The organism is Actinomyces sp. oral taxon 181 (genome assembly GCF_018370895.1).
Lineage (GTDB): Bacteria > Actinomycetota > Actinomycetes > Actinomycetales > Actinomycetaceae > Pauljensenia.
Genome location: NZ_JAGYZL010000001.1, coordinates 1 through 22,327, shown reverse-complemented (window position 1 = coordinate 22,327; position 22,327 = coordinate 1). Strand labels below are relative to the sequence as shown.

Genomic DNA, 22,327 nt, shown 5'->3' with positions numbered 1-22,327 from the left:
TCAGCTAGACGCGATCCTTACAGCCGATCACGCAGTCATATCTGTGTGATCCTCAACAGCTGCACGTCCGGCCTCCAGGCGTGCGACAGGCACGCGGAAGGGCGAGCAGGACACGTAGTTGAGTCCGACCTTGTGGAAGAAGTGGATCGACGCGGGATCGCCACCGTGCTCACCACAGACACCAAGCTTGATGTTCGGCTTGGTGGAACGTGCGCGACGCACGCCCTCGGCCACAACTGTACCGACGCCGTGAACGTCGATTGACTCGAAGGGCGAAACACCAAAGATGCCACCCTCGATGTACTGCGGGAAGAACACGCCTTCAACGTCATCGCGCGAGAAGCCCCACACGGTCTGAGTCAGGTCGTTCGTACCGAAGCTGAAGAAGTCGGCTTCCTCAGCCAGGTCCTCGGCGGTCATGGCCGCACGCGGCAGCTCGATCATTGCGCCAATGGTGATGCCGGACAGGTCAACGCCCTTGTCAGCAGCAACCGCGGCGATGATGCCTTCGCCTTCCTCGCGGATCAGCTGAAGCTCGCGCACCGAGCCAACCAGCGGAACCATGATTTCAGGGCGCGGATCCTTGCCGCGGGCAACCAGCTCAGCGGCGGCCTCGCACAGTGCGCGCATCTGCAGGGCGAAGAGGCCGGGCAGGTAGATGCCCAGACGCACGCCACGCAGGCCCAGCATGGGGTTCTGCTCGTGGAAGCGACGCACGGTGACCAGCATTTCTTCATCTGCGGGTTCAACGGTGCCAGCAGCCTTGGCGAGTGCAACCTTGACCTCGAGCTCGGTGAGCTGGGGCAGGAACTCGTGCAGCGGCGGGTCGATCAGACGCACGGTCATCGACTTGCCGTCCATGACCTCGAGCATTGCCAAGAAGTCTTCCTTCTGCAGCTTCTCCAGGGCATCGAATGCTTCCTGACGCTCAGCGGAGCCTTCCTCGGAGAGGATGACGCGCTCGACCAGCGGACGACGCGAGCCCAGGAACATGTGCTCGGTACGGCACAGGCCGATACCCTGTGCGCCAAACTCCAGTGCACGCTGCGAGTCCTCGGGGGTGTCGGCGTTGGCGCGCACCTGCAGGCGACGAACCTCGTCGGCGTGGGTGAGAATGCGGTGGACGGCCTCGATCAGTTCGGAGGTACCGGGGTCGCCAGCTGCTGCAGCCAGGCCAGCTTCGAGGCCGTGGCTCAGGTAGGTGGTTACCGGGGAGTCGGTCACGGGGACCTCGCCCAGGAAGATTTCACCGGTCTGGCCGTCGATTGCGATGGTGTCTTCGCCGGTCAGGACGCGACCTGCGACGGTGACGGTTCCGGCCTCGGCGTCGATCTCAAGAGCTTCAGCGCCGCAGACACAGGTCTTACCCATGCCGCGCGCAACAACTGCGGCGTGCGAGGTCTTACCACCACGGGCGGTCAGAACGCCCTCGGCTGCAACCATGCCGGGCAGATCGTCGGGGTTGGTCTCACGGCGGACCAGCACGCACTTGACGCCTGCTGCTGCCGAGGCCTCGGCCTGAGCGTTATTGAAGACGATGCGACCAACAGCTGCACCCGGGGAGGCAGCCATACCGCGAGCAATGAGTTCCTTGGATGCAGATGCATCGAACTGCGGGAACATCAGCTGGGTGAGCTGGTCACCGGTCACGCGGCCCAGGGCCTCGTCGCGGGTGATGAGCTTTTCGTCGACCAGCTGGACGGCGACGCGGAAGGCGGCGGCAGCGGTACGCTTGCCGACACGGGTCTGGAGCATCCACAGCTTGCCGCGCTCGATGGTGAATTCGATGTCACACAGATCGCGGTAGTGGGTTTCGAGCTTGTGCATGATTCCGCGCAGCTCGTCGTAGACCGGCTTGTTGATCTTCTCAAGATCAGCCAGGGACAGGGTGTTGCGGATACCTGCAACGACGTCTTCGCCCTGAGCGTTCTCAAGGTAGTCGCCGTACACACCGGAGTGGCCGGTGGAGGGGTCACGGGTGAAGCACACGCCGGTGCCGGAGTTTTCGCCCATGTTGCCAAAGACCATGGTGCAGATGTTGACTGCGGTACCCAGGTCGTGGGGGATGCGCTCACGGCGACGGTAGATGCGGGCGCGCTCGGTGTTCCAGGAACGGAAGACGGCCTCGATGGCCATATCCATCTGGGTGCGAGGATCCTGCGGGAATTCCTCACCGGTCTGCTCGTAGACGATGGTCTTGAAGATATCGACCAGGCTCTTGAGGTCCTCTGCGGTGAGTTCGGTATCGCCCTTGACGCCGCGTTCCTTCTTCATGTTCTCCAGGGCGTCAGAGAAGAGGTCGCCTTCGATATCCAGAACGGTCTTGCCGAACATCTGGACCAGTCGACGGTAGGAGTCCCATGCGAAACGCTCGTTGCCACTGACAGCAGCAAGACCGTGGACGGATTCGTCGTTGAGGCCAATGTTAAGGACGGTTTCCATCATGCCGGGCATGGAGAACTTTGCACCCGAACGGACCGAGACAAGCAGCGGATTCTTGGGATCACCCAGCTTGCGACCCATTTCTTCTTCGACCTTGCGAAGTGCGACGGTCACTTCAGTATCAAGACTTTCAGGGGCTTTGCCGTCGTGTAGGTAGACGCGGCACGCTTCGGTGGTAATTGTGAATCCGGGAGGAACAGGCAGGCCGAGCTTCGTCATCTCTGCCAGGTTCGCACCCTTACCTCCGAGCAAGTCTTTCATTGACTTGTCGCCCTCGGAGAAGTCGTATACATACTTGACCATCTGGTCCCTCAACTTCCGTTGTTTTTGGGGGGGTACCCGTCATCGGGACCCTGTGTATTGACATACTAACCAATGGAAAAGTACCGGCCAAATGATGCGGGCCACGCCGCGAAATTACGCGGGTGGCCCGTTCACCATATGGTCGCTGTTTTATCGAACAATAAATTCGACCAGGACGTTTTCTCCCAGATCAATAACGTCGCCGTCGCTCAGTGGCACGGTAACGCGCGGAGGAACTTCCTGAACATTGCCATTCGAGCTGCGCAACAGGGTTCCGTTTGCGCTTCCCAAATCCATGAGCATCCAAGAACCAAAACCGCTAGGAATGACGGCCGCGTGCGAACGCGAGATCTCGTTTGCCGGACTGGGCACACGCATGACGGTTGCCGAGGGACGTCCCGTCAGAACGCGAGCATTGGGGTCACGTCCCAAGATCACGTCGTGAGTAAGTTCAACGGGAGCAGCGCCCGCATAGACCAGGTAGCCGGCCTGCGCGTGCTGCGAGTCATCACTCACGCGTCGCAGCACCGTTGCGCCGCTATCGGAGTTATCGACTTCAAAAGCAGGGGCCGCACCTGCTGCCGGAGTATCCTCAGCCGGGGTCTCCCCATACGCCGGGGTTTCTTCGATTTCCGAGGCCGAGGCGACCTCTTCAGCTTCGGGCTGGCTTTCCTGCTCGCCCGGCTCTTGCGAGACCTGCGCCTCTACCTCTGCGGGTTCATCGGCGGGAACTTCGATGGAAGCTTCTTCTTCGACGAACGCATTGGGTTCAAAGTTTTGCTCGAGTGAGAGAGCATCCAATTCAACGCTGGCCTGCGGCTCTACACTAGCCTGCGGCGCATCTTGGGAAGCTTCCTGTTGCATTGCCGCGAAAGCCTCAGAGGTGATGGTTTCTTCCAAGGCCTCGGGGCTGGTGTAAACGGGAGCGGCGCTCGGCGTCACTGCTGCCTGAGCCGCGGCAACTTGAGCACCTGCAGCATAAATATCCGGAGTTTCCTCTGGGGCGCTTGCTTCCGCCTCGGGCTCGGGTGCCCACAGATACTTCGGCGCGGGCTCTTCCGCTGCCTGAGGCTCTTCGGCTTCCTCCTGGGGCTGGGGTTCTTTCTCAAGTGCTCCCCACACCGTGTGCGAGGCCTCGGGCTCAGGTGCGGATTCTTCAGCGGAGGGAGCATCCTCAGCGTGCTCTTCCTGAACCTGAGCGGACTTCTCTTCTTCCACCAGCGCGGGGGTCGAAGGAAGTTCGGGCTCTACGGGGTAACCGATGCGGACCTGGGAGGCCTCGGCCTCAGAGGTCGCGAAGTGTGCCCACGGCTGAGCATCGTCGAACTCGCCCAATGCGATATCCATGAGCGTCCACTCGCCGGGAACAAATTCCCACATCGACAGCGGGCCACCCCAGGTGAAGGGGGTGTCATAGCCGGGAGCAATGGCGCGAACATTCGCGCTACCACCCAAGGACAGAAGCGGAACGGGGCCGCGCAGGTCCATGTGCGCGAAAGACAAACCGCTGGCTGTAGCGGAATTCACCCAGGTTGTCAGATCCTCATTGGCATCGGTGACAACGCGCTGAGCGGAGTCAGCGAGGTCAGCGGGAACCAGGGCAAAGCCCAGGGGGCCGGCGACGATGAACCCACCGTTACCGCGAACTGCATGGCGGCCCAATTGCAGCATTCGAAAACTCTTTTCTCTATCGGGCGCGGCGCGCCGTTGTGACCGGAAGGGGTCGCACTGGGATACGTGGACGCACGCTCGCGCGTATGTCCCCATCGTAGCGGCTTCCCACAACCGATTGTGCACGGATTACAAGGGCAGTTGCGTTATCACGCGTACCGCCCTCGATCGCTTGGTCAACCAGAGCATTGGCAATTTCTTGCGCAGATGAATCCTGGCTGGCGATATCGATGAGGTCTTGTTCTGAAAGTACACCGTGAACGCCATCCGAGCACAGGACGACAACATCACCCTCACACATTGGGGTCAGGACGTAGTCAGCCTGGGGAAGTTCCGGCATTGCTGCGCCGAGCGCGCGAGTGATGACATTCGAGGGCGGAAGAACCAGTTCTGCACCGGTCCGCTTAGCGAATTCTTTAGCTTCTTGGACTGCGGAATGGTCGGTCGTCAGCTGAAGGATGCTGCCATCGGCAATGAGATAGGCACGAGAATCACCAATATTAAAGGTCAGCCACTGCGGACCATCTTGGTCAATGGTCAGGGTTCCGCACAGCGTGGTTCCCGGGGCAGCCGGGTCCTCCTTCTCCCCTAACGAGGCCACTGCCTCTGCGGCCGCGCGGATCGCGCCGACCAGTTCGGCCGGGTTCGGGTCAATTGCGTCCAAGGCCTCGGGACTGAGGGCGTTAGAGAGCACTTCAAGCGCGGTTGTCGAGGCCAGTTCGCCTTCTGCGTTCCCGCCCATCCCGTCGGCAACTGCGAAGAGAGGGTCTTGGGCAAGCCAAGAGTCTTGGTTTGATGAGCGAACAGGACCGATGTCACTGGTCGCACCCCACTGGGTGCGAATCACAGTCCCACACAGAGGAAGATCCACAGCTCAACCACCTTTGACGTACGTTCTCTTTTACGCGAGAATAATCCCATATATTGAAGGGCTCGTGCACCTTTGAAAACGATCTTGTATTTTCAATATGTACGAGCAGGTAGTTTTTGTCTGTTTTTGACGGGCAAGAGGCGGAAAGAGAGACGGCATGAGCGGAGAAGTTGGCGTTAATAACGACGAATTTACTGCCGCACAATCAGCTCTAGACAGCTCGCGTGGCGAATTCGCGGGAAAGGCGACCTCTAGGGTCGCATCGCTGACATCAGCCCAAACAGCAGGCAAGTGGGGCGTAGAGTCGGGCCCCGTCGCAGCTCGACAGCAATATACGACTGCCCTTCAAGAAATCCAGGACGCAATTACCTCTCTGAATGCAGAGGTCATTGCTTTCTTGAGCGCTGCCGGTAAGACCCAAGCGCTGATGCGCAATGCCGAAGATACAAATATCAGCGCGGCTGAGACCTTGGCAGAGCAGGAGCTCGATGCGCGCGAGGCAGCCTTAGCTCAGGCCGAAAGGGAAAAGGTTGGTGCACAGAACCTCCAGAAGACAAGCCAGGCTGTACTACAGCAAAGCGCTAACTTTCTAGCGGGGCTGCCTAATGGTCTTGCTGACTCCTGGTTCACGAAGCCTGCGCCGCAGCAACTTGGTCCTGTGGCCGCTGACGACACTTCTTCCTCGACACCACAGCTCCCTCCAACATTCTTGGGCGGGCTTGGACAGGGTTCTGAGACATGGGATGACCTCGCCGCTTCAGCCTTACGAGCACCACGCACACCTACTTCGGGACTTCCCACCTGGAATGCCTCTGGCGGCTTTGGACGAAACTGATAGCGACATCGACTATCGAGATGCTTCTCAGTAATACCTAGGATTGAAGAAAGACCTCTTATGGCAGCCTCACTCTCCACAGAGAACTATGATCGACTCACCAAAGTTGCTCGCCTTGACTATTCAGACCAGGATGCATCGCTTCTGAACGACCTGAAAGCTCAGCTGGCTTCTCTAAAAACCGCATGTGCGAGCTTCTCCGGAAACACCGGCGTTGAAGGTGCAACACATGCGGCAATGACATCAAAAGTCAGTGATTTCGAAGCCTCGATCGCTAACTTGGAAGATCGAGTCGGGACCATGGAAACCGCCCATACTCAGGCTCGTCAAGCTATGCAAGAAGCGAAGTCAGTTCACGGAACACTGAGCTCACAGCTTCTTCATACCGCTGATTATTCTTCTGCGCAAGTGATGTTCCAAGGGCAGCCAAATGAAGCCGCGTTTCAAAATGAGTACATCCAGAATATGCTGGCTCAGCGCAATGCCCAAAGGGAAGCTAAGGCAAAAGCAGCCCTTGACGCCATGAATGGCCAAGTGACCAGTGCTGCTGCTGGATTCTCCGGGGACTCTGGCAATGGGGAGGGCGATTCGAATGGTGGTGGAGGCTCCTCTTCGAGAGATGCCGGAGTTGCCGGTGCCGGCAGTCGCGGTGGCACTCAATATGCTGCCGGCGGTAGCGCTGGTGTCGGCCCTGCGGGTTCGGGAGCTCCAATCGCTGGACTTGAGGTCCTTCCTTCTGTTTCTCCTTCATCTTCCGTTCTAGCTGGTGTTGACGTCACGACTATGCCGGTCGGCGGTTATATGACCGCTGATGGCCCCGTTGGCGGGCATGTTCCCGCACCTGTTACCGATGCGGACGATCCCCGTTGGAAGCCTGATTACAACCCCTTCTCGACGTCATCACACTCTAAGGATTTGGCCATTGCCGGTGGCGCACTAACGACCGGTGGCACTTTGGCTGGCCTTGGCCGCATGGCAACTTCCGCGACCTCTATCGCAAGTTCGATGGGTGGTTTCGCATCGCGTGCCGCTACTTCTCAATTCGGAACTGTGCCGGCCGGTGGTGCACTCGCCCCCTCGACCAGCGCGCGTTTGTCCTCCTCGAACGCAATTTCTAGCGCGATGAACGATCTTGAGCGTGGTGCTTTAACTCCTCGCGGAACTGCTCAGGCTGGTAACTGGGGCAATGCGGCTCGCATGGCAAACCCGGGCACCCCTGCCTCGACAGCTGCTCGCGCAGGTGGATTCCCGCGCGGTATGGGAGCCCCCGGAGCTTACGGAAGCGGCGCAACCGCTGGAACTGGTGCAGGCACCTCATCAACGGCAAGTAATGCGTCGACCATGTCAGCACGTGCACGTGCGGCTGCTAGCATTCGCCCGGCAGGCGTTAGTGGCACTACGGCCACCGGAGCACCTGCGAACGGTGCAGCCGCCGGAGCACGCGGCACCGCTTCGAGCGCTGCAAAGGGCTCGGCTTCTGTTAAGGCAGGAACAGGCTCACAGTCCGCTGCTGCTTCGGCTCGTTCGGCTTCAGCTTCTGCCGCTCGTGCAGGTGTGGGCGCACGGCCTGGCGTTATGGGAACAACTGCTGGCGCAGCGTCGGGTTCCAGCTCAACCGCTAAGGGCAGCGCTACCAAGGGAACCTCAGCTTCGCCTAAGGCCGCGTCGTCTGCCAAGGCTTCTTCAGCAGGCACTGGTGCAGCGCGTGGAGCTTCCTCGAATGGCAACGTGTCAGGAGGCGCTTCCTCCGCAGCAACTCGTGGCGCTTCGGCTGCGGCCGCCCGCGGTCCCATCGGAACGGGAGCGGTTACTGGTGCAGCGTCAAAGGAAGAAAAGGACAAGGCGAAGCGTCGCGCACTGAGCGGCCTTAAGGCTGTTCGCGTTGAGGGCGTTGAGGAGAAGGCTCCGGCTGCCGCGGGTCTTTCCGCTGGTAACGCAGAGTCCTTGAAGCCTGTTGCCGCTGCTGATCAGGATGATCGCTGGTGAGCTTTTGAAAGCGTGAAGAGGCGCGGAGCCCAGCTCCGCGCCTCTTTTTATTTTCTGTTCGCCTTCTCTTCTACTCCCCTTCGGATGTGCCGGGGCTGGGCTACCGGTATATCGTGAGGGTGTTGTCCTATTCAAGGAGGAAAAATGAAGGTTTTCACTGTCGAGTACCACTACGTCACCGATCGCGATGGTGAAATGCCCGAGGTGCGCCCCACGCACCGCGCATTTAACGGCGATCTTGCAGCTCAGGGCCGTCTGATTGCAGCGGGTCCCTACACCGGTACGCATGATGCGTTGATTATTGTGCGCGCTGAAGATGCTGCCGGTGCTCTGGAGCTCTTGGAGGCCGACCCGTTTAATCAGGCCGGTTTCATTTCCGAGCGCATTCCCCGCGAGTGGAATCCGGTGATTGGGGTTATTCCGGCGGAAGGCTGAAACAAGGAGTACCAGGGCTAGCCCTATTCACTCAGCGCGTCGGCGAGAAGGTGTGGGGGGCGGGAGGTCTGAGGCCTCCCGCCCCCCACACAAGTAGTTCCTTCTTGTGGCCTGTTATTTGCAGTCCTTCACAAAGGAATTTGCTACTGCGGCATTATCAGCGTTTGCTCCAGTAAGCTCAGAAAAACTCGAGATATTTTTACTGTCAAGGAATGTGCGCAGGTGTCCTCGTTCTTCAGATGTCATCTGGTTATATGGTGGTACAGAGCCATCCGCCCTAACATCACCCGGATATTGTTTAGCGAACTCCACCAGTAATTCTTCTTTCGACATTCCTGCAGTATTCGGCCATTCCGAACGCGCCATGAACGCTGATTGCACTTCTGCGTTCAGCTTTTCTCCAATCGTCGCCTTCAGATTAAACTCGGCATCGGCACGCCGCTGAAGATCCTCCGCACTAAATTCCGTCGGAAGATACTTTTCATATAGCGCGTCTTTCCAAAGCCCCTCAGCAATAGTCTTTCCGCTACTGAGCAACTCACCAACGCCAGGAACTTTATCAACAGGTGCCACAGACAAGACAAAATCGATCATTGCACGATTCTCGGCATTCTTACGATGTTCAGCTTCGGTCAAAGCAGTACCTGCATCTTCCGGCGCAGAGTCAATGCCATTGATCAAAATATCCCAGCCTTTAGTATTTGAGTTGAAGTTATTGATCCAGTCCTTCCCATCTGAACCATAGTCAGCGCGAACGAGGTTATGAACCTCCGTCGAATACCCCATCCATGCAGCATCGGATAGATTCTGATAAGCAGCACGATCATGCGTGAGGTCCGCTAAGAAACCAGTCGTTGAATAGAGTTGCCTTACCTGTGCCCCCGAAAGATTCATCATTGAGTAGCCGCTGTGAGGATTTATCGAATGCCCGGTATCCATCGCCCCAAAATTCGCCTGTTCGGACAAATACGCTAGATCATCAACACGCTGGGCAACAACGGTCCCCAACCAAGATCGGAGCTTCGGGTTAGAGTTCCCGAATACATCTTCTCCGGTCGATGTTGTATCCGCATTCTGGTTGAGGCCGTCTCCGTAACCAACGAGGAAATTCTCTGCGACCTGCGCCCTTAGCTGGTCATCAGCTTGCCACTTTAAATAGCCCGGGTCGCTCGGAGATAATGGTTTTTTGGTCCGTACGGAAGCGTCGTTGACCATATCACCAAAGGCATCTCCTTCATCGATATAGGCTAATCTCCCATTCCCCGCCAGGGCTCGCCAACCAGTGAGATAGCGTGTCATATTCATCTTCCCGGATTCTGAGGGCTGGAAAACCTCGATCCCACCCGCATCCTTAGGTCCGTCAGAGGCAAGCACGTACCTCAACGCAGCAAGACGCTTATCCTCGTACTGTTGTAATACTTCATCCGAGTTCTCGTGCAAATAATCAGGAGTATCTGACAAAGTGAAAATATTTTGGAGAGGGTCAAGATAACCCAGGTAGTCTCTACTGCCATACTCGAGCGGGATTAAATGCGTTTGCCAAGAAAATCCTGCGTTATTTATAGCACGAGAACCTGCACCAACCTCGTAATCCCAAGCAACCATATCTTCAAATACCGACTTAATATGGACCTTCTGCCCGAGGATAGGGTCAAATCGTGGGTCTTCTGGATCATGATAAAAACCAGGCCCCAGAGTTAGTGATGTATTTTCACGCCCTGCTAGCCCCATAATCTGGCCTGCGATGTCATAGCCGTCCATCGTGAACTCGGGTGCAGCGTTATCGTACCCAGGAGGGGCAAATCGTTCCCGCCCAGTAATTTTCAGTTCATTCAGAGTCCGCAGAGTTGTCTGATCGATTCTCAGACCGTTTTCACCGACTAATCCGCTCGAAACAGAATCGAATATCTTCTGATTATCTCGATTACTGTCAGATAGGTTAGCACCGCCTGTCGCTAGCGCGAGTGCTGTACCAAGATTTTTATTAAAGGTATAGCTTGGATGGTTAGCGTCTTCACCGGCTAACATCCCTGCATTGAGCACTGCCGCGTAGATCTCATCAGTAGACACTCGCTGTTTTAATGCATAAGCGTAGAACGGGTTTTCAAGAAGATCGCCCCATTTTTCGTTGAAGGTCATAATATCTTGCATCGTCATTGGCTGCTTCTTCAGCACTTCAGCCATCTGTTCGGCCTGGACTTGAGCATCCTCCCATTGCTCCGCGCCAGCCAGAAGAGGGGTGTCTGAGCCGAAAAGATTAACGCCTACCACACTTCGCCCTCCAGCGCCCGCTTGGTCGGAGACAACATCCCTTCGAGCATTATTAATTTTATCTGCAGCACTCTGAGCGGCTTCACTGCATTGCGTAAGATAGCCTGTGTATGTAGTTTTAAATTCCTCTTGAGCACTGTGCAACTTTCGACGCGCTTTCTTAATCGCCTCTCTATACGCAGCGATTGCATCATCATTATTCGGAGGATTACTACCGGGGGCACTTATGAACGTCTGCTTCGAAGGGTCAGGACCCGCATCCGCAACATCCTTATGATATCGGGTAATAGCTGAATCCCAGTCACCTTGGAGAGTCTTGATTTGATCACGCAAGGAACCGAGATTTGTTGCCCATTCATTTAAGGCCCCCGAAGCCCCTCCGAAGGGCTCGGCCAATTGCTCCGTTTTTGTACCTAGCTTTTGAATCTCATCCGAAGCCGCATCAGCGGCTGCTCCAGTCCATTCTTCTGGCGCACGCGATTTATTCTGTGCAACTTGGGTGTTCTTAATAGCTGTCTCGTCTTTTGAAAACTTTGCGCTTAGTTCAGACGCATCACCTGTGGCATCAGGAAGCTGTATTAAGGCTTCCGCACCCGGTCGCAAATCAACACTCGTAGCTGAACCGATTGCCTTTCCAGCCATCACAGTTCCCCTTCCACACCAAGACGGCTAGCTGCCGCACGAGCTTTCTCGCGGTTATATGTTTCAGTACTATCTGCATCCTGAGCGTAGTCTGCAATGCCGGAACCAAGCACTGAACAGGCATCTGAACATTCTAAAACAGCCCAGCTCATATATGTTTTAAAATCAGAAAGAGCTTTATCAAGCGCATTAGTTCCCGCGCTTGCTTCTTCCGGGTAGGGGTAACACTTGAGCATCAAACCACCCACCGAAGCACCGACCTGAGCTAGATCTACAGCGTCAGTCCACTGGGCTTTCTCAACAATCCCCACCGCCTCGCGGTCGAAGCTAATATTCGTCATTTGAACCTCTCAATGTTCGAACACGCAAAGCGCGGATCATCATCGGTCGTACCTTACTGCTAAAGGATAACATTTCAAGCTTAAGTAATACTAAAAAGTATTGCCTGCGAGAAATTCCCGCAGGCGATACCGACTAGAATTCATGCACCCTATTGGCAGCTAGCCAACCTTATTTATTCTTCGGACGGGAAACTGCCCCATCTTGTTCCGCATCCTGTTGCACTTGATACTGATGATCAAGAACATCATGGAAATCACTATTGACTCCCTTGAAGTAGCCATCAACAGTTGCGCGTTCGTCGGCAGTTAACGAGTCATAAGGTTTGACATTGCCGTCCTGATCGACGAATGAAAAGCCCTTATTTGCCAGCCCCTGGCTACCAGGCGACACATCCACGGTGCCCCCACGCTCAGTCCAATGCGGCGAGTCATACATCGCACGCGTCAGACCGCGCTGCATGAGTTCGTGTGCCGATTTGTTTGTATCGTGGTGCCCCTCGTCCCAAGCCTTTGACTCGTTATTGGTGGGCCACCACGCGTCTTCAGCTTTACCAGCAGCAGACTTGATCGCATGCTCCAGCAAGTCACCGCCAACGGGAACCTTACTACTCGCGTAGCCCGCCCCCTTGTCGACAATGAAATCGGCAATTTTACGTGCCTCTTCATTGGACTTATCAAGTGCGCGCGCGACCTCGACATTCTTGTCTGAGTGCGCATCGAAGGTTTCCTGGATCAGCTCGGTCCAGATATCAGTAGTGCGATTGACTGTTGTCATACGCACGTCATAATCTGGCTCTTCCATTGCCCGGGAAACATCGTCCATGTAACCGGTGTACGCGGCTACCTGGACAGCCTTCAAGGCCGGCATTCGCCCGCCCTTGTACTTGTCGTCCAAAGGGTTGCCGTTATTGTAGTGGCTATCCTTGTCATCGACTTCTGGCTGGTCAAAGGCAAGGTCTTGGAGCAAACCGCCCGGACCTTTAAACCGATCGACCATGTCTCGACTGAAACGCATATGCGCTGCATGGTTGTCGTCGATTCGGGATCCAGCCTGCATGCCAGGGGATGAATTATTGTGCATTTGCTCGGCTAAATCGGCCGCGTAAGGCGAAATAATCGAACCCATCCACGAGCGCAGGCGAGAATTATGATTGCCGAAAATATCTTCGCCTTGTTTGGTCTTATCTTCAACCCCACTGCCCCATCCACCTGAGTTATCGCGATCTAGACCATCCTGGTAACCCGCCATAGTATTCGCCGCGATCGTCGGCCGTGCACGCGGGTCACGTTCCCAGATATCGTGAGCAGCCTTAAACTTCTTCTGATACGGGTCATCAGGGAAATCAGTGGGAACAGGCTCAGCTGCACTAGCATTGCGAGGATTAGAAGCGTCGTTCAGCATGTCACCGAGCGCCTCACCGCCGTCGACGGTCCCAAGAAATGCCCCAGGTCCGCCCTGATTTCGATTACCGGTCAGGTAACGAGCGACATTAATCGGCCCATCTGTACCCGCACCATCAGGAAGATCAACATCGAAAGGCGTATCCCCATCGAGGAAGCCTCGCAAGTACATCAATCTGTTAGTCTCAACCTTTTGCAAAGACGCGTGATCTGCCCCATTCTGCAAGGCATCGGGAGTATCCGACAGCATATAAAGTCCCTGCATCGGGTCTAGAGCATATCCTCGAGCTGCGGCATCATCCTTCGTCATCGCAATCAACGAATAACGTGAAGCATCATCAGTACCGCCGCCATGCAAGGAGTTATAGCCGCGTTGAGCTTGATGATCGTAGGCCATAATGTCAGAAGCAAGGGAAGTCCCATCGGCTCCTGCAAAGTAAACTCCAGAACCGAAAGTCAGGCTAGGGTTCTTCGCCGCAGCATACCCCGTCAATTGAGAAAAGACATCAAAGCCATTGACGTGTGCGGAAGCTCCTTGCCCCGGGAAGCGTTCATAGGATTGAGTACCGGTTGCCTTGAAATCAGCGATATTGTGCTCTTCAATTTCGGCAATAGTAGTCGTTCCATCATGGCCCCGAAGGCCAGCTCTTACTGTTTGATAGGTCTCATTATTATCAATAGCCCCTGAACTGGCATCAACACCACCAGTCGCTAGAACCATTGCACTTCCAACAGACGCCATCAGCTGGTTACGGGTAGCGCCGGAATCACGCTCATCCTGAGGAGTGCCTGCTGCATTAATCGCCAGCCTATTTAGCATGTCGGAAAAGTTTGCATCTTTTCCATGCTTATCGCGGTAGGAGTCAGCTAGGGCTTGGACCCAGTAAGGATTCTGCAGTTTATCGCCCCATTTTTCCTGAAGTTTCTTGACCTCCGCTTCGGTCAAAGGCTTATCAGAATTCGCAGCCTTCTCAAGATCATCACGTAGTTGGGGAGCCTTCGTGCGAGCATAGTCCCATTCAGCAGCACCGTCAGCGATAGGCATATCCTTACCAAAAAGTTCAGCACCAACCGCAGCGCGACCACCCTTCACCACATCGGCAGGGATCGTATCATTTGAAGTCTTCTGAATTTCTGTGGCAGCCGTATTTGCAGCATCGCTCAGCTGATGAATCTCGTCATCATAAGACTTCTTCAGAGGCGCCTGAGCCGAGGCCAAGGTGCTCTCGGCAGCTTTGAGATCCGAAGCCGGATTATATTCCTTATCGGTCGCGGCTCGGGCATCGATTTCGGCCTTTGTCTTCTTGTAGGCAGCAACCGCTTCATCCCACTGCGTTTGAAGACTCTCGACGGTTTTGATCCCCTGGCTATTACGTTCTTCCCAAGTGGTGAGCGCACTTGCAGGAGTAGCAAATTGTCCTGAAAGACCCGACAGTTTTCCGCCCAGTGCTTGAATTTCAGAAGAAGCAGCATCTGCCGCTTTACCCGTCCAAGATTCAGGGGGAAGCGAGGCGTTCTGAGCGGCCTGTGTTTGGCCGATCGCCGAGCCGATAGCTTTCCAATGCGAAGCAACTTCGGATGCCCCAGTAACGGGCTTGGGCGACTCAAGGGCCTCCGCACCAGATCGAAGATCAGCACTCATTTTTCCCACTCCACTCCCAGCTGGGCCGCACGTTCACGGTTGTAACCCTCAGTGTCATCAAAGTTCGCCGACGCACCAGCTGTCGCCGATCCCAAGTTCGATGCAGCATCTGAATACTCATAAATGACCATGGACATCGCCTCGTTAAAGGCCTTCACCGCAGATTTCAACGCCTGCGGACCAGGACCTCCGGGACCGGGAAGCGGTTCCGCAACGCCTTCAGATGAGATGCGTTTTGTTGACGCACCAATTCGCCCAAGAGACTCAGCATCCTGCCACTGATCTTTCGCAACAACTCCAACCGCTTCTCGGTCGAAACTGATCTTATCTGCCACAGTTCAATTCTTTCCATGATGACCGGCAATACCAGTACGCATTACGCACGAACCTAGCCTGGTCAGGGAACTTACCAGTCGACAAGTTACCATCTCAAACATCGAACTCCCTGAGAGTTTCACGCTTCAAGACTCAATGCAGTTCGAATGAACGCATCCGTTTCTACTTAACCCGCGACTCTGACCATGCCATCTGAGCCAAGAAGGTTCCTTGATCACGTGAGACAACCAGGCCTCGACCCTTGGGAAGAATACGCGGGCGCTCACGGCCAATGACCATGCCCTCGGAAGGATTACCCGACATCATGATGCCGGTTGCCGACAACTCGGACAGGGACTGCAAAATCTGCTCGTAGGACGCACGCGAGGCACCACCCATACGGCGAGTAATCACCAAGTGGAAACCAATATCTTGAGCCTGCGACAACAGAGGCTGAAGCGGAGCCAAAGGTGAGCCACTCAAACCACCGGTGGAAATCAGGTCGTAGTCGTCAACCAGAACCCAGGCCTCGGCCCCCTTCCACCAATTGCGCTTACGCAACTGTTCGGGGGTCACGTCCGGTCCCGGAAGACGCATACGCAGCTGTTCGGCAACAGCCTCCATGCTTCCCTGGATTTCATCACGGTTGGTGATGTACATCGGCATATCCGATTCATCCCACTCGCCAAGCAGGGAGCGTCGCACGTCGACGACAACCAGCATGGCGCGACGCGAACCTGGCTTTGCCAGGACCTGGTTACCCAGGTTGCGCAAGAACGCGGTCTTTCCACACTTCGCGTCACCGTAGACATACATGTGCGATTCGTTTTCCGGATCGAAAGTCCACGGGCTCAAGCGGCGTTCTTCCAAACCAAGAACAATCTTCTGCTGCTTGCCGTGAGTTGCCTCGATCTGTGAAACGGTGATCTTTTCGGGGAGCAAACGCAGACGCGGGCCAGGCTCGGTCGCAGAAGCGATACGCAGAAGCGTCTTTTCGACGCCCTCACCGATCGTAGCCGGATCATGATCGCCATCAGCACGCGGGAGGGCAACCAGCATGTGGTGACCGGTCATAGACAAACCACGTCCCGGACGTCCCTCGGGGACCTTGCTACCGATCTCACGACGGAACTCAGAATCCGAAGGATCACCCATACGCAGCTCCATACGGGAGCCGAAGATGTCCTGCATCTGGATACGGAAGTCCATCTTGCGCAGCGCAGTGGCAATGAAGTGAACACCGAAAGACAGCGCGCGTTCGGCCATCAGACGAATACGGTCTTCTGCATCCGAGAAATCACTACGCAGCGTTCCCCAGCCGTCGACAACAAGGAAGATATCGCCATAGCCATCGTCAAAGCGTCCCTGAGCACGGCCTCGGCGATAGGTCGCCATAGAGTCGATACGGTTCGCGCGGAAGTAGGCAGCTCGGTCCTCGATGATGCCTTCGATTTCGGACACCATACGGTTCAAGATGTCCTCATCCTCTCGAGAGGCAACACCCGCAACGTGAGCGGCGCCCTCGAAAGCGGCAAAAGTACCCGAGAAATCGATAACGAAGAACTGGACTTCCTTCGGCGTGTGGGTCAGCGACAGAGCCATGACAATCGAGCGCAATGCCGTGGACTTACCGGAGAGCGGGCCGCCCAAAATCGACATGTGACCGCCAGCACCGGCAAAGTCGTATTCCAAAACCTCGCGCCGCTGTTCGTGCGGAAGGTCGACGATGCCCATGGGGATATGCAGCGGTCCCTTCGCACGCCATTCGTGCGAAATGAAGCCGAGTTCGGGATCCACAGCCAAGTCGGGCATGAGCGAATCCATGGTGTCGGGAACATCCAAAGGAGGCAGCCACACCTGGTGGGCAGGCATACCCTTACCCTTCATGCGCGCGACCGCAATATCAATCTCGGTCATGCCTTCCCAGCGCTCATCGCCGGGCGCAACCAGACCTCCCTCGGGAATTGCCTCTTCCTCGGGAGTGTTGTCCAGCACTTCGCCCAAAGAGAAGGGAAGCAGTCGGATCTGCGAGGCCTCGGAACCCGAACTGGGCAGGACACTACGAGGCGGCGGCGGCGCGGCAACGTAGGAGGCGCGGAAGCGGATCAGCTGATCCGTACCCGGCTGGAGGAAACCAGAACCCGGGTAGGGCGGAAGATCGTAGGCATCATTCACACCCAGAACCTCGCGCGATTCCGAAGCCGAGAAGGTCTTCAAACCAATGCGGTATGACAGGTGCGAATCCAAGCCCTTGAGCTTTCCGGACTCCAAGCGCTGTGAGGACAGAAGAATATGGATCGACAAGGATCGGCCCAGACGACCAATTGCCACGAATAGCTCACCAAAGTCGGGCTTGGCGGTCAGAAGTTCGGAGAACTCGTCAAGGATGATGAAGAGCGCCGGAAGGACTGGGAAGTCATGCTTTCCAGCCAAACGATCCGCTTCATAATCCGTGACATTTGCATAGTTACCGGCATCACGCAGGATCTCTTGGCGACGAACCATTTCACCGTGGAGAGCATCTTCCATACGGTCGACCAGAGACAGTTCAGACTCCAGGTTCGAAATCATCGCAGAGACGTGAGGCAGGTCTGACATACCGGCGAAGGTCGCACCACCCTTGAAGTCAACCAGAACGAAGTTCAGCTGCTCGGGAGAGTGCGTGAGCGCCAGGGCCAAAACCAGAGTACGCAGCACCTCGGACTTACCGGAACCGGTCGCACCGATCAACAGGCCGTGCGGGCCCATGCCCTGCTGGGCGGCTTCCTTAATGTCCAAAACAACCGGAATACCCTCGGGGGTGACAGCGAAGGGAACGCGCAGACGATCGCGTCCATTGCGGCGCTTCCACTGCCGTTCCGCATCGAAGTCACGAATATCGCCGATATTGAGCAATTCCATGAGGTCTTGAGAACGCTTGGGGTCGGGCTTGCCGACGGGGGTTGCCGCATCCCTACCACCAGCAGTCAGGAAGCGAGTCAGGCGACGGGCCACGGCCTCGGCCTGAGGAATTCCCATGTAGTCGGCGTTGGCGAGCACTGGCTTTGCCTCAAGAAGCAGAACTTCCATGGGGGTGTGCTCATCATTAGCGGGATGCAGAAGCAGACGAACACCGGTGGGGTTCATGAACATACCCCACGAGGTCAAGACCTTCATGATCGTCACGCCTGCGCAGCCCTCGATAGAGCCCAGGTGCGAATCGGGAGGAAGCTCGGCACCGTCAGTAATAACGATCAAATGCGGCCAAGGGCTTGCGTCATTTCGAGGCTGGAAGTGTCCTCGGGTCGTCATTTCCTCACCCAAGAGATCCTCGAGCTCGGCGTAGCTGGTGCACACCATTCGCGCACCACCCAGAGCGTCAGTGACCTCTGCGGAACGGATATGAGGCAACCACTTCATCCACTCCCAGTTCGGGAGGTTTTCGGGAGTCGTCAATACCGCGATCTTCAGGGCAGAATCCGGCGTCATAACCGCAAGGTGGCAGATCATCGAGCGGACTTCTCCGCGAGCGCGCTCGCCATCACCGGCGACCTCGACGTGAGAGAACTGACCCAAATCCAGGCTGAAGGGAAGGTCTTCAACGGTCTTGTGGACATCTAAGAAACGGCGCATCGCCGAATGGCAGACGACATCGGGGTTCGCCATCTGGGGGATATCGGGTTCGACCAGGCGCATGGCCAGTTCCTGGTCAGACGTTCCGATTCGGGTGGAGACAGAAGTATCGTCGCCCACTTCGCGTTCCCACAGGCGCGAGCCTTCTTCGGCTAAAAGCACCAGCGAGTCCGGCTCAGGTAGGTACCACTGCATGAAGATTCGCTGCTTTGCGGCAATATTTCGCACGCTGGTGCGGGTCTCTGACAGGTAGGAGAGGTATTCGCGACGCTGGGAGTTGACCTTATTACGGTACTGCGAGACCTGGCGGTAGATGTTGAAACCAACCATGGAGAGCATCATGAAGACCATGCCGCCCGCCATCAGAAGCATTCGCGTGTTCTGCCCCTGAGTCAGCGCCATGATGACCATGACACCCATGGAGCCCATCATGGGGATCGCGGTAGCAAGGATCGAGCCCATGCCGCCGGCTTCAACCTGGCTGGGTGGCTTTTCTACAGCGATTTCACCGCTGGGGAGCTCGGGGGCTTCCATTTCATTGACGGCCATACAGTCTCCTGGAGTGCAATCTCCCGTTTTCCTTCATTTCTGTATGTATCCTAGCTTGTAGCACGAGCAGTCGTGGCATGGCACTGATCTGGTCAGGTAGTCTGAATGATGACTTTTGAACAGAATCGGTGAAAGAACCTCAGCGGATCAATAGCCGGATCGCACCGAGGACAATTCCCGGCACAACCGCATGAAGGAGGAGGCGTGACCCAGAAACAGGCAGCGGTAACCGTCACCGACGCTTCCGGCGTCAAAGATTTGGTTGTTCCGCTGGGAACAACGGTCACTGGCCTACTCTCCATGCTTGATATCGATTCAAGTGATCCGAGCCTGCAAATCACCGGTGCGGATGGCCGTCCTCTTAATCTTGGCGCGGTCTTGGGAACTGACCTTCCCCAGGGAGTCCTCATCTCCATTACTTCCGGCCGCGAGCGCCAGCGTCAAGAACAGCGCGCAATTGAGCGAGCCTCCGATCCGTGGTTCCGTCCCTCCCTTGCTCTGAGCATCTGCGCCCTGCTGGCATTTGCGATGGATGCGGTTCTGATCTTCTGCACTCTTTTCGCTCAGCTATTGACCATCATTGCGGGCGTGCCGTGGTGGGCACCCTTGACAATCGGTATCCTCTCGCTTGCCCTCTGTCTGGTTGTCCTCTACCAAAAACGCGTCCACTCCAACGCCGGATTGTTATCCGGCTGGACCCTCGCTGCGGGACTTTCTTTCCTTGGTGTCCTTCCCGCTCTGGGAAGTGCGGGGATCTATCTCGAGGCCTCGCAAATCTCCACAATGTCGCAGGTCGCCGCACTTCTCTTCCCCCTGTGGGGAGCAACGGGCGTTGCACTTGGACTCTGGCTCTGGCGTCCCACTCCCCTCACAAGCGCACACGCACTCAGTTGGGGCGTTCTCACGGCAAGTGCGACTGTCTTGACCTATCTCAATGCTTCTCTGACCAGAGTGGCGCCCTTCGCAATCGCCTGCGCGGTATGCGCAATCACCGCCTCGCCCAGCTTGTCAGTACGGATCCCCGCGACCCAGCTGCTGGATATGCCCCTCGTGACGACCTCCGCGCCCACTGTCCGCGCACCCGAGGTTCCCTCTCCTTCACGCATTACCGGCCGCCGCGTCAACCGAACCGTCACTGATGCGACCTCACGTACTCGACTGGTCCAATACCTTGGTCTGGGCCTGATCATTGTTGCGGTTCCCGTGATCTACTCAATGATCGGGATTCATTCCTTACAGCAGATCGCCTCACTGGTGCTGGTTTGCGCATCAGTGATCGCGCTTGTCGTTGTTCCCCGCGAGCGCCGTTGGGCATCATCGCGAGTCGTTCCGCGCGTGGGAGCGGTCATTTTGCTTGCAACGCTACTTATTTCCCCCGCTTCCCGAGCCCTTCTTGGCACTCCCATTGCGGCAGCTGTTCTTGTCTTCATCGGCTGTGTTTCTCTTCTGTGGACTCGCCTGCGTTCAGGCAAAGAACAATCCGCACTTATTGGGCGTTTTACCGACATTTTCCAAGCACTGTCATTGACTGTTGTTTTCCCAGCTGCGTTTTTCGCCGCGGATCTTTTTGAACTCGTTCGACAGGTGGCATCATGAGTGAGCTTCGCATTACCCCGGTTCAGGTCCCCGTTTCTCAGGCAATAGGTGTGGACCCGGCTCATCTGGCCGCTGTTCAACAAGGTAGTGTCCAGCGAGGGCTCCCCCAGCCCAGCGTGGGATATTCAGCGCCCGCGACCGGTGGCGCTCTGATTACGGCCTATCTCATTGACCTTGCATGCCTTGTCGCAATTACCGCGCTTTCTTGGTGGTTCTATCCCTCGATCGCCATTGCAGTGATCGTTGCGCTTGAGACATGGATCGTTGGCACTCTGATTCGCGCCCATTCGGGAAGGACTCCCGGAGCTTTCGCCATGCAAGTGGCTGCAATTTCGATGGCGCCCGTAGCCACCGATGCGGGTCCCGAGGCCGGTCACGCCCCCGGCTTGGCTCGCCAGAGCGCGCACAGCCTGATCATGTTGCTCTTGCACGCGACTGTCGTTGGACCGGCCGTCACTTGGGCGATCGCTCGAGATGGCCAAACCTGGGTTGACCGCGTCTGCGGGATGGGAAACCTTGACGTCCGCGCTGGCCGCACAGACGCTGGAGCTCCCGCTTATTCCCAGCAGCTTTCCCCCTCGTTTGCCGAGGCCTCGGCTGGAGTTGGGGCCGCACCTGCGCAGCTTCAGGGAATGGATCCCTCCGCACTTGCCCCAGCACACCAGTGGGCAGGGCCACGCGTTACGTCCCCCGAAGTTCCTACTTCCGATCCTGCTGCTTTGAGTATTCCGCCAGCGGGAGTTCCCGCAGCCGACCTACCAGCACCGTCACCGATGCCCGAGACTCCCAGCCAGGTCCTCAGCGAGATGCCCGCGCCCATGCCTACGCTGCAAGCTGCACAGACTCCGGCCGCGCCCAAGGTGCCCACTCCCCCACGCCACAGCTCGGCCTCGGCAATGCCACGAGTTCCGCAAGTACCGACGCCTCAGGCCACTCCCGCAACGAGCGCACCGGCCTCTGTCCCCGCATTCGCGCAGGCGGCACCTCTGGCGATCATCGTTGATGACGGACAGCGAATCGAAGTCAATGCTCCCATCGTGTTGGGACGCGCCCCCGAGCAGACACCTTCTGATGCGCGGGCAGTGGCAATTGCGGATTCCACGCGTTCCCTGTCGCGTACGCACTTGCGTGTCGCACCAGCCGATGGCGATGCGATGTGGGTCGAGGACACCTTCTCAGCAAATGGCACGCGACTGCAGGCGCCCGATGGCACCACTCAGCCACTCCCCCGCGGTGAACGTGTCAAGGTGCCGCTGGGTACGGTGCTTCTGCTGGGCGAGCGGAAGTTGTCGGTGAGTCGATAAATCTACTTCTCCGGGATATCGATATCAACGCGCCCAGGAATGAAATCACCAGGGTCAACAGTCGTCCCATCCGATGGACGCAAACCCGTCTGGTAGCGCATTAAGGTGGCT

General features: G+C 56.8%; 13 protein-coding genes. 5 read left to right on the top strand and 8 right to left on the bottom strand.

Features of this window, described 5'->3' with window-relative positions; translation table 11 throughout:
* Positions 1 to 27 precede the first annotated feature (27 nt).
* The 3 genes from ppdK to KHW85_RS00055 form a co-directional block, all read right to left on the bottom strand.
* Positions 28 to 2,745: a pyruvate, phosphate dikinase gene (ppdK, locus tag KHW85_RS00065; protein ID WP_291458230.1), complete on the bottom strand. Its 2,718-nt coding sequence runs from the start codon at positions 2,743 to 2,745 to the stop codon at positions 28 to 30.
* A 150-nt stretch (positions 2,746 to 2,895) separates the two neighbouring features.
* On the bottom strand, positions 2,896 to 4,416 hold the full coding sequence (locus tag KHW85_RS00060) for an FHA domain-containing protein (RefSeq protein WP_291458229.1): 1,521 nt from the start codon (positions 4,414 to 4,416) through the stop codon (positions 2,896 to 2,898).
* Positions 4,417 to 4,432: 16 nt separating this feature from the next.
* The gene (locus KHW85_RS00055) at positions 4,433 to 5,287 is read right to left on the bottom strand and encodes a protein phosphatase 2C domain-containing protein (RefSeq protein ID WP_291458228.1); all 855 of its coding nucleotides are present in this window, start codon (positions 5,285 to 5,287) and stop codon (positions 4,433 to 4,435) included.
* 157 nt (positions 5,288 to 5,444) lie between these two features.
* On the opposite strand from KHW85_RS00055, the gene KHW85_RS00050 reads away from it, so the two are divergent.
* From KHW85_RS00050 to KHW85_RS00040, 3 genes are all read left to right on the top strand, one after another.
* Entirely contained in the window at positions 5,445 to 6,122 is a 678-nt protein-coding gene (locus KHW85_RS00050; protein ID WP_291458226.1) for a hypothetical protein, read from the top strand.
* A 60-nt stretch (positions 6,123 to 6,182) separates the two neighbouring features.
* Positions 6,183 to 8,108, top strand: a complete 1,926-nt coding sequence (locus KHW85_RS00045; RefSeq protein WP_291458225.1) for a hypothetical protein — start codon at positions 6,183 to 6,185, stop codon at positions 8,106 to 8,108.
* A 144-nt stretch (positions 8,109 to 8,252) separates the two neighbouring features.
* A complete protein-coding gene (locus tag KHW85_RS00040) occupies positions 8,253 to 8,543 on the top strand; it encodes a YciI family protein (RefSeq protein WP_291458223.1) in 291 nt (96 codons plus the stop codon).
* A gap of 114 nt (positions 8,544 to 8,657) precedes the next feature.
* Here KHW85_RS00040 and KHW85_RS00035 read toward each other — a convergent pair whose 3' ends face one another.
* The 5 genes from KHW85_RS00035 to eccCa all read right to left on the bottom strand — a co-directional run bounded on the left by KHW85_RS00035 (position 8,658) and on the right by eccCa (position 19,316).
* Positions 8,658 to 11,456: a hypothetical protein gene (locus tag KHW85_RS00035; protein WP_291458222.1), complete on the bottom strand. Its 2,799-nt coding sequence runs from the start codon at positions 11,454 to 11,456 to the stop codon at positions 8,658 to 8,660.
* Positions 11,456 to 11,797 carry a hypothetical protein gene (locus KHW85_RS00030; protein ID WP_291458221.1) on the bottom strand — a complete coding sequence of 114 codons (342 nt, stop codon included), beginning with the start codon at positions 11,795 to 11,797 and terminating at the stop codon, positions 11,456 to 11,458. Before KHW85_RS00030 ends, KHW85_RS00035 begins: the two co-directional genes overlap by 1 nt.
* A gap of 169 nt (positions 11,798 to 11,966) precedes the next feature.
* A complete protein-coding gene (locus KHW85_RS00025; protein WP_291458220.1) occupies positions 11,967 to 14,840 on the bottom strand; it encodes a hypothetical protein in 2,874 nt (957 codons plus the stop codon).
* The gene (locus KHW85_RS00020; protein WP_291456714.1) at positions 14,837 to 15,175 is read right to left on the bottom strand and encodes a hypothetical protein; all 339 of its coding nucleotides are present in this window, start codon (positions 15,173 to 15,175) and stop codon (positions 14,837 to 14,839) included. The genes KHW85_RS00025 and KHW85_RS00020 overlap by 4 nt, the downstream gene beginning before the upstream one ends.
* A 163-nt stretch (positions 15,176 to 15,338) precedes the next feature.
* A complete protein-coding gene (gene eccCa, locus KHW85_RS00015) occupies positions 15,339 to 19,316 on the bottom strand; it encodes a type VII secretion protein EccCa (protein ID WP_291458218.1) in 3,978 nt (1,325 codons plus the stop codon).
* Between the two features lie 204 nt (positions 19,317 to 19,520).
* Here eccCa and KHW85_RS00010 point away from each other — a divergent pair, with 204 nt between their 5' ends.
* Positions 19,521 to 20,912, top strand: a complete 1,392-nt coding sequence (locus KHW85_RS00010; protein WP_291458217.1) for a hypothetical protein — start codon at positions 19,521 to 19,523, stop codon at positions 20,910 to 20,912.
* Positions 20,909 to 22,216, top strand: a complete 1,308-nt coding sequence (locus KHW85_RS00005; protein ID WP_291458216.1) for a hypothetical protein — start codon at positions 20,909 to 20,911, stop codon at positions 22,214 to 22,216. The genes KHW85_RS00010 and KHW85_RS00005 overlap by 4 nt, the downstream gene beginning before the upstream one ends.
* The last annotated feature ends 111 nt before the right edge of the window (positions 22,217 to 22,327 follow it).